This is a genomic window from Pseudomonas sp. HY7a-MNA-CIBAN-0227 (assembly GCF_040310325.1).
GTDB lineage: Bacteria > Pseudomonadota > Gammaproteobacteria > Pseudomonadales > Pseudomonadaceae > Aquipseudomonas.
This window is the reverse complement of record NZ_JBEOPT010000016.1, coordinates 111,592-119,157: the sequence shown is the minus strand read 5'-3', so window position 1 is coordinate 119,157 and position 7,566 is coordinate 111,592. Positions and strand designations below refer to the sequence as shown.

Annotated in this window: 8 protein-coding genes; all 8 read right to left on the bottom strand. The window is 56.5% G+C overall.

Annotated elements, in window-relative coordinates; translation table 11 throughout:
* Positions 1 to 84: 84 nt before the first annotated feature.
* Positions 85 to 705 (bottom strand): protein-methionine-sulfoxide reductase heme-binding subunit MsrQ, encoded by a 621-nt coding sequence (gene msrQ / locus AAEZ06_RS22570; protein WP_350616317.1) that lies wholly within the window; start codon positions 703 to 705, stop codon positions 85 to 87.
* Positions 705 to 1,718, bottom strand: coding sequence for a protein-methionine-sulfoxide reductase catalytic subunit MsrP (gene msrP / locus AAEZ06_RS22565; protein WP_149413195.1), 1,014 nt, complete (start codon positions 1,716 to 1,718; stop codon positions 705 to 707). Before msrP ends, msrQ begins: the two co-directional genes overlap by 1 nt.
* 63 nt (positions 1,719 to 1,781) lie before the next feature.
* On the bottom strand, positions 1,782 to 2,639 hold the full coding sequence (gene pssA / locus AAEZ06_RS22560; RefSeq protein WP_149413196.1) for a CDP-diacylglycerol--serine O-phosphatidyltransferase: 858 nt from the start codon (positions 2,637 to 2,639) through the stop codon (positions 1,782 to 1,784).
* A gap of 144 nt (positions 2,640 to 2,783) precedes the next feature.
* Entirely contained in the window at positions 2,784 to 3,800 is a 1,017-nt protein-coding gene (gene ilvC / locus AAEZ06_RS22555) for a ketol-acid reductoisomerase (RefSeq protein WP_133103540.1), read from the bottom strand.
* A gap of 48 nt (positions 3,801 to 3,848) precedes the next feature.
* Positions 3,849 to 4,340, bottom strand: a complete 492-nt coding sequence (gene ilvN, locus AAEZ06_RS22550) for an acetolactate synthase small subunit (RefSeq protein ID WP_003176102.1) — start codon at positions 4,338 to 4,340, stop codon at positions 3,849 to 3,851.
* 2 nt (positions 4,341 to 4,342) lie between these two features.
* The gene (locus AAEZ06_RS22545; RefSeq protein ID WP_149413197.1) at positions 4,343 to 6,067 is read right to left on the bottom strand and encodes an acetolactate synthase 3 large subunit; all 1,725 of its coding nucleotides are present in this window, start codon (positions 6,065 to 6,067) and stop codon (positions 4,343 to 4,345) included.
* A gap of 431 nt (positions 6,068 to 6,498) precedes the next feature.
* Positions 6,499 to 6,828 carry a YqcC family protein gene (locus AAEZ06_RS22540; RefSeq protein ID WP_149413198.1) on the bottom strand — a complete coding sequence of 110 codons (330 nt, stop codon included), beginning with the start codon at positions 6,826 to 6,828 and terminating at the stop codon, positions 6,499 to 6,501.
* Positions 6,828 to 7,559: a tetratricopeptide repeat protein gene (locus AAEZ06_RS22535; RefSeq protein ID WP_149413199.1), complete on the bottom strand. Its 732-nt coding sequence runs from the start codon at positions 7,557 to 7,559 to the stop codon at positions 6,828 to 6,830. Before AAEZ06_RS22535 ends, AAEZ06_RS22540 begins: the two co-directional genes overlap by 1 nt.
* Between the last annotated feature and the right edge of the window lie 7 nt (positions 7,560 to 7,566).

Here is a 7,566-nt window from a genome sequence, read left to right as displayed (position 1 = left end):
CTTTGTTTACCAAGGAGTTTTCCGTTTCGACTGCGCCGGAAGTGGGCGAATTATAGACTTCCAGAATCTGCCGTCAAGGGTTAATTACGCTTTTGTTACAGAAGGTGCTTTTTTCGCTATAAGACGTGGAATCCGGCGCATTACCGGCGGTACCCGCAGCACCAGGAGCAGTACACCTATAGATGCATAGATAGCCCACTCCTTCAGGTCAGCACGAACGATCCACAACATATGCAGCAGACCAAGCCCGGGAATCACGTAAACCATACGATGCAGCTTCTTCCAGCGCGCACCCAACCGACGCTGGCTATAGCGGTTTGACGTTACCGTCAGCACCAAAAGGCAAAGGAAGCCCAAGGCACCCACAATAATATAGGGCCGCTTGCGCAGCTCTACGCCCAGCTGTGACCAGTCAAGCCCCAGGATAAAGACGCTGTAGGCGGCCAGGTGCAAAACCACATAGGCAAAGCACCACAACCCTAACTGCCGGCGCACACCGATCCACCCCGCCCAACCGCTGAGCTTGTGCAGTGGCGTCATGCTCAGGGTTATCAGCAACAGGGTCAAAGTACCAAGCCCCAGCCTGTCCACCAGTACTTTCCCTGGATCAGGCCCAAGGGCGAAGCTCCAAGCCTCATACAACCAGAGCAACGGCCATACGGCCACAGCTATAAATACGCCGAGGCGCCAGATCGGGTATCGCATCAATAGTTCTTCCGCAAATCGAGACCCGTATATAAAGAGGCTACTTCATCGGCGTAGCCATTGAACATTTGCGTCTCGCGCACATTGGGACTGAACAGGCCGCTCGGCAGACGTCGCTCCCGCGCCTGGGTCCAGCGCGGATGATCGACGGTAGGGTTCACGTTCGCGTAAAAACCATACTCATCTGCAGCGATGCTTTGCCACGTGGTTTTCGGCTGCTCGCTGACCAGGCTGATTCGCACAATGGATTTGACGCTCTTGAAGCCGTACTTCCATGGCACCACCAAACGCAAGGGTGCTCCATTTTGATTAGGCAACTCACGGCCGTACATACCCACCGCCAGGATCGCCAAAGGATTCATCGCCTCATCAAGACGCAACCCTTCTACATAAGGCCAGTCAATCAGGGCAAAACTGGAGCGCTGCCCCGGCATACTCTTGGGGTCCTGCAGGGTCTCAAAGCGGATGTACTTGGCCTTGGAAGTAGGCTCGACCTGCTTGAGCAACGCCGAAATCGGAAAGCCAATCCATGGAATCACCATCGACCACGCCTCAACACAGCGCAGACGATAGATACGTTCCTCCAACTGATAGGGCTTCATGAAGTCTTCCAGAGCATAGCGCCCAGGTTTTGCGACTTCACCATCGATCACCACACTCCACGGCTCGGTCTTGAGGTATCCCGCATTGGTTGCCGGATCGCCCTTGTCAGTACCGAACTCATAGAAGTTGTTGTAGTGCGTCGCGTCCTTGAACGGCGTGATCGTCTCGTCCTTGACGGTAACCGCCTGCCACTTGGTACTTGGCAGTTTGTCGGCAAACCAGCCTGGCGCCTTGCCTGGCTCGACGCCCGCATAACGGGCAGCGTCATCAGCACTGGCCCAGCGCGGCAGGCTACTGGCAGCCATGCCAGCAAGCGCACCACCGAGCAAGCTGCGGCGAGAGAAATAGAGGGATTCGGGAGTGACTTCCGATTCTTGGCAATCGGACGATTGGGGCAACTTGATTAACATGGCAACTCCGCAGCTTTGGAGGACTGATGCACCAATAGACTGCGGAGTATGGTGGAAATTACATTAAGGCAACGTTTTACGCCTACGAAGATCAAGCAAATACTGCACCGGGCCGGAAGCAGCATAGGCAAGGAACACCAGCAACAGAATCCGCGGCGGATCACTGAAGACCACCGCGAATACCAACACCACCGCAAGGATCGCCACGAAGGGCACGCGCCCCTTGAGATCGAGCTCCTTGAAGCTGTTGTACTTGATATTACTGACCATCAGCATACCGGCAGCCGCCACCATCAAAGCGACCAGGAACGACATCTTCGACCCCTGGATGCCATAGTCACTGAACGCCCAGACGATACCGGCAACCACACCTGCTGCAGCCGGACTGGCCAGGCCGATGAAGTAACGCTTGTCGGCCGTGCCCACCTGGGTATTGAAACGCGCCAGACGTAACGCCGCGCCCGCAACATAAATGAACGCCACCATCCAGCCAACCTTACCCATATCACCCAGGGCCCAGGCAAACGCCAGCAACGCCGGCGCAACACCAAAGGCGACCATGTCGGAAAGCGAGTCATACTCGGCACCGAATGCACTCTGGGTGTTGGTCATCCGCGCCACACGACCATCCAGACCATCGAGGACCATGGCCACGAAGATCGCTATCGCAGCAAAGCCAAAGTACTTGCTGGCACTGACCGTATCACCGGCCGCAAGAGCGCTCTGGGCACTCATGGAATTGATAATGGAATAGAAGCCAGCGAACAGGTTCGCAGTAGTGAACAGATTAGGCAGAAGATAGATACCACGGTGCCGGACTTTACGGCCTTCAGCGTCATGCCCTTCTTCGACATGCTCATCGATCGGTAGCAGGCTTTCGGCGTCAGAAGCCTGGTTTGGCTCTTCGGGACGTTCGCTCATGGACTTTACCTTGCAACGGTTTGAAAAATCTCGACAGAAACTTGCGGCGAGTGTTCGCCCGCAAACGATGCAGCTTTATACCAGAACCTGCCCCCCAAACGAAAAAACGCGGCCTAGGCCGCGTTTTTCCTTGATACCTACGACTTAGTTCTTGGCTTTGTCGACGATCTTGTTGGCACCGATCCACGGCATCATGGAGCGCAGTTGCTCGCCGATGATTTCGATACCGTGAGCGGCGTTGTTACGGCGCTTGGCGGTCATCGAAGGGTAGCCGGTTGCGCCTTCGCTGATGAACATTTTGGCGTATTCGCCGTCCTGAATACGTTTCAGAGCGTTGCGCATAGCCTGACGGGATTCAGCGTTGATCACTTCCGGGCCAGTCACATACTCGCCGTATTCAGCGTTGTTGGAGATCGAGTAGTTCATGTTGGCGATACCGCCTTCGTACATGAGGTCCACGATCAGCTTCAGTTCGTGCAGGCATTCAAAGTAGGCCATTTCTGGCGCGTAACCAGCTTCAACCAAAGTTTCGAAACCGGCTTTAACCAGCTCAACGGTACCGCCGCAAAGAACGGCTTGTTCGCCGAACAGGTCGGTTTCGGTCTCGTCCTTGAAGGTGGTTTCGATGATGCCGGTACGACCGCCACCGACGCCAGCAGCGTAAGACAGTGCAACGTTCTTGGCATTGCCCGAGGCGTCCTGGTAGATCGCGATCAGGTCAGGAATACCGCCGCCCTTGACGAACTCGGTACGCACGGTGTGGCCCGGCGCTTTCGGCGCGATCATGATCACGTCGAGGTCGGCGCGTGGCACAACCTGGTTGTAGTGGATCGCGAAGCCGTGGGAGAAGGCCAGGGTGGCGCCCTTCTTGATGTTCGGCTCAACTTCGGTCTTGTACAGCGCGGACTGGAACTCATCCGGGGTCAGGATCATGACCACGTCGGCAGCAGCAACAGCAGAAGCCACATCGGTAACTTTCAGGCCGTGAGCTTCGGCCTTGGCCACAGTGGCCGAGCCTTTGCGCAGACCAACAGTCACATCGACGCCGGAGTCTTTCAGGTTGCAGGCTTGAGCGTGACCCTGGGAGCCGTAGCCGATGATGGCGACTTTTTTGCCCTGGATGATCGACAGGTCACAATCTTTATCGTAATAAACTTTCATGAGGTTCCTCTATATATCCAGGCCGTTAAGGCCATTCGCTAATTTGGGTTAGATGCTGAGTACTTTGTCGCCACGGGCGATCCCGGTGACGCCACTGCGTACAGTTTCCAGAATCGAGGCCGTCCCGATCGACTGGATGAAGCTGTCCAGCTTGTCGCTTGTACCGGTCAATTGAACGGTATAAACGCTGGCGCTCACATCGACGATCTGCCCGCGATAGATGTCGGTAGTGCGCTTGATCTCGGCACGTTGAGCGCCCGTAGCCTTAACCTTAACCAGCATCAGCTCGCGCTCGATGTGGGCACTTTCCGACAAGTCGACCAGCTTGACCACTTCGATCAGTTTGTTGAGGTTCTTGGTGATCTGCTCGATCACCTCATCATGGCCAACAGTAGTCAATGTCAGGCGCGACAGGGTTGGGTCTTCGGTCGGCGCCACAGTCAGGCTTTCGATGTTGTAGTTGCGTTGCGAAAACAGGCCGACCACACGAGACAGAGCGCCCGGTTCGTTCTCCAGAAGCAGGGAGATAATATGCCGCATGATTAGGTACGCTCCGTTTTGTTCAGCCACATGTCGCGCATAGAGCCGTCTTTGATCTGCATCGGGTAGACGTGCTCACTGGTGTCGACCTGAATATCGATGAACACCAGGCGATCCTTCAGGGCGAACGCCTCTTCCATCTTCGGCTTCAAATCCTTCAAATCGGTGATGCGCATGCCAACATGGCCATAGGCTTCAACCAGTTTGACGAAGTCAGGCAGAGACTCCATGTAGGAGTGAGAGTGACGGCTGCCGTAGCTCATGTCCTGCCACTGGCGAACCATGCCCAGCACGCCGTTGTTCAGGCAAATGATCTTCACCGGCAGGCCATATTGCAGGCATGTCGACAGCTCCTGGATGTTCATCTGGATGCTGCCCTCGCCAGTGACGCAAGCGACGTCGGCATCAGGGAAGCTCAGCTTCACACCCATGGCGGCAGGGAAACCAAAGCCCATCGTGCCCAAGCCACCAGAGTTGATCCAGCGGTTAGGCTTGTCGAATTTGTAGTACTGCGCCGCGAACATCTGGTGCTGACCTACGTCGGAGGTGACATAGGCATCGCCCTTGGTCACTTCGCACAGGGTTTCGATCACGGTTTGAGGCTTGATGATGCTGCCGTCGCCCTTGTCGTAAGGGAACAGGCCGCGGTCACCGCGCCACTCGTCGATCTGTTTCCACCAACTGGCGACGGAGTCCTTGTTCGGCGTTTCGCCGATGTCCTTGAGCGCCGCGACCATTTCGGTCAGCACGCTTTCCACAGGACCAACGATAGGCACATCAGCCTTGATGGTCTTGGAGATAGACGCCGGGTCGATGTCGATGTGGATGATCTTGGCATTCGGGCAGAACTTGCTCGCACCATTGATTACCCGGTCATCGAACCGTGCACCAACCGCAAGGATCACGTCGGCATGGTGCATGGTCAGGTTGGCGGTGTAGCTGCCGTGCATGCCGAGCATGCCGACGAACTGCCGATCCGAACCAGGGTATGAGCCCAAGCCCATCAGCGTATTGGTCACCGGCAGGTTGAGCATCTTCGCCAGTTCAGTCAGCGGTGCGGAACCGCCTCCCAGGATCACCCCTCCACCCGCGTAAAGCACCGGACGCTTGGCCGCCAGGAGCATTTCTGCCGCCTTGCGAATTTGCCCCGAGTGCCCACGAACGGCTGGGCTGTAGGAACGCAGCTTGGCTTTTTTCGGGAAGATGTATTCGAATTTTTCCGCCGGGTTGGTCATGTCTTTCGGGATATCAACCACCACGGGGCCCGGGCGACCGGATTGAGCGAGGTAGAACGCCTTTTTCATGACTTCCGGGATTTCCGAAGCATGCTTGATCATGAAGCTGTGCTTCACGATCGGCCGGGAGATACCGATCATGTCGGTTTCCTGGAATGCATCGGTACCGACCATGGTGCTCGCCACCTGGCCGGAAATGATCACCATCGGAATGGAGTCCATATAAGCAGTCGCGATGCCGGTGATGGCATTGGTCGCGCCAGGGCCAGACGTCACCAGTACCACGCCGGCTTTACCGGTGGCACGGGCATAACCGTCAGCCATATGGGTTGCGGCCTGTTCGTGACGAACCAGGATGTGGGTGACAGCCGGTTCCTTGAACAGTGCGTCGTAGACATGCAGCAGAGCACCACCTGGGTACCCGTAGATATAGTCGACGCCTTCGTCACGCAAAAAGCGGACGAGCATCTCACCGCCAGATAAAAGCTCCACGTTGTTCACCTCTAAAACGCCAGAATACCGTCTGTTAAAAACCGACGGGTCTTAATAGGTTTACTTCTCAGCAGAGCATGAGCGACGGTGGTCGCCGACTACGTCAGCACTGACTGAGCAAGTATTGGGATCGTCCCAAGTGTTGCGGGACTTTCCCACCCAGCGCGAGGTAACGCGTTGCGGGTGTAACAGGTCGGCGCGGATATACGCCTCATGATCTGCTGAGTGGATCTGCTTTTGGCAGTCCCTCTACAGCGGACTTTGGATTCTTCTGTTTCAGCCCCTTCAAGTCAAGCAATAATTGCGCTTTTTTCCAACTAAGCGCATGAGAACGCAGAAGAAAGGGGCTTGAGAAGGGATAAAACTCGCCTGAATGTCGTCAAGCGGTAGAAATATGCGCAAGGCTGCCGGAAAACCCGGCAGTCAGGCAATTAACGAGCGTCGACGATCAATTGGTCGAACTTTTTCAGCGCAGCCCGCAGGCCAAGGCTTTCTCGCGGCCGAGCGGCATAGACCATCTCGGCCATCTCCATAATTCCCGAAGCATTGGGCAGCGGCAGGTCCTGTTCAAGGATTTGCTTCATCCTTACAAGGAAAATCCATTGCAGCCACTGATGGAAATCCAGGGTATCGACCGAAAAGGGCTCAACACTGCTCAAGGCCTGCGCACTCGGAGACACCTCGTCCCACCAGTCCTGCAATCGTAACTCACGCTCGATCATCAACAACTGTTCGGCAATCGCTGGAAAACGTGCATCCATCAGAGACTGACCTTGGCCTTTTGCCGAGCCTGAGCGGCACCGGCAGCGTCACCCTGCTTCTCACGAGCCTGGGCAATCAACCCCCATAGACTTGCCTGCAGGTCAGGTCGACCGTTGGCCAACGTCAGGCCGCGGCGTGCAAACTGCTCGGCTTGCGGCGCATCGCCCTGGGCCATGCGCACTTGTGCCAAGCGATACAGCACTTGCGGTTCGCGCGGTGCCACGCGCTGGGCGCGCTCAAGACTGGAGGATGCGCCGTTCAAGTCACCACCGGCCTGCTGTTGCTGCGCGGTGGTGAGCAAAGCCAGCACCGGGCCGTCCAATTGCTCGTCGGCCGACAGGCCACCGGCATTGGCGGACGGAATCCCGCTCGGTGTCGACGGCATGTTGTAGGTGCCCTGGTTGATCGGCGCGGATTGAATCGGTGCAGAATCAACCGGCCCAGGAGTGATCGGCCCTGGTGTAAACGGCTCGGCACTGATTGGTGCCGATGTAGTCGCGCCGCCACCTGGAACCATCACTACCACGCCAGAATCTTGAGGCACCGCTTGAGTTGTCGCCTGTGTAGGGCGCGTGGTGACGGTTTGACGGAAGCCGCCATTGGCCGAGATCCGATCATTGTTTGAAACAGCTGAACCGGAATCCACCACCGGAATAGAACCGCGCTGCACACTGGCGCAACCATTGAGCAAAGCCAGAGCTGTAATAGCTGGAATCCACCACTTGTTCACTTGAAAT

Coding starts and splice junctions, on each gene's coding strand:
- msrQ (WP_350616317.1), bottom strand. CDS start 705: ATGCGATACCCGATCTGGCGCCTCGGCGTATTTATAGCTGTGGCCGTA.
- ilvN (WP_003176102.1), bottom strand. CDS start 4,340: ATGCGGCATATTATCTCCCTGCTTCTGGAGAACGAACCGGGCGCTCTG.
- ilvC (WP_133103540.1), bottom strand. CDS start 3,800: ATGAAAGTTTATTACGATAAAGATTGTGACCTGTCGATCATCCAGGGC.
- msrP (WP_149413195.1), bottom strand. CDS start 1,718: ATGTTAATCAAGTTGCCCCAATCGTCCGATTGCCAAGAATCGGAAGTC.
- AAEZ06_RS22540 (WP_149413198.1), bottom strand. CDS start 6,828: ATGGATGCACGTTTTCCAGCGATTGCCGAACAGTTGTTGATGATCGAG.
- pssA (WP_149413196.1), bottom strand. CDS start 2,639: ATGAGCGAACGTCCCGAAGAGCCAAACCAGGCTTCTGACGCCGAAAGC.